General features: G+C 41.1%; 1 pseudogene. It reads left to right on the forward strand.

What is annotated here, in order from left to right:
* Window positions 1–246: 246 nt before the first annotated feature.
* Window positions 247–737 (forward strand): annotated as a pseudogene (locus AUR66_RS21340) (hypothetical protein); the annotation flags it as partial.

Genomic DNA, 737 nt, shown 5'->3' on the forward strand with positions numbered 1-737 from the left:
AGCGATGGTCAATGAAGGACGTGTATTGCATACCAGAGACGTGAACGAGATTATTGGGTATCTTAGTAGCTTCTCCGATACCGAGTTAGAGCCTGATCGGTCTCGATCTCGGGAGGTTCGAAGAGAAGTTGTTGATATAGTTTCAGAATTATGAATATTCCGAGAACTACAATTGTACTCAATATCCCTCAGTGTATCTTTGCAATTGAACAATGCTGAGAAGTCAAAATCAAGACTAAACTAATAATGCCTGGAATTCACATCACGAACCAACCTAGTATCGAACAATCTGGATTCACTGAAAGCGAACACACTGATGCAATCGAATCAGAAGTGGTTACTAGTAGTGAACAGTGGACTGTTGGCTACACCCGACACGCCACATACCCAATATCGGTCACTGAATATCCAGACTACACCGCTCTTCTTGACGGGAAAATCTATCATAGTCCCTGTTCTTTCTCCGACCTCACCAAAGCAATATTGCAGGACAACCATCAGGAACTTAGTTCACTTCTTCCGAGGATTGACGGTAGTTTTGCTCTCGCAGTTATTAATAATAATAAGATCAGAGTTTTAAACGATATGTTTTCTAGATTGCCATTATATTATACGGATGACGGAACAACACTCGCTAGAGAGCTTCGGTTTGTTTCTAAGTATGCACAGTCAACCTCAATTGATTTAGATGCTATCTCCGAAATGTTATGTTTCGGTTATCCTTTAGGCGACAGTAC

Source organism: Haloferax profundi, from assembly GCF_001469865.1.
Taxonomy (GTDB): Archaea; Halobacteriota; Halobacteria; order Halobacteriales; family Haloferacaceae; genus Haloferax; species Haloferax profundi.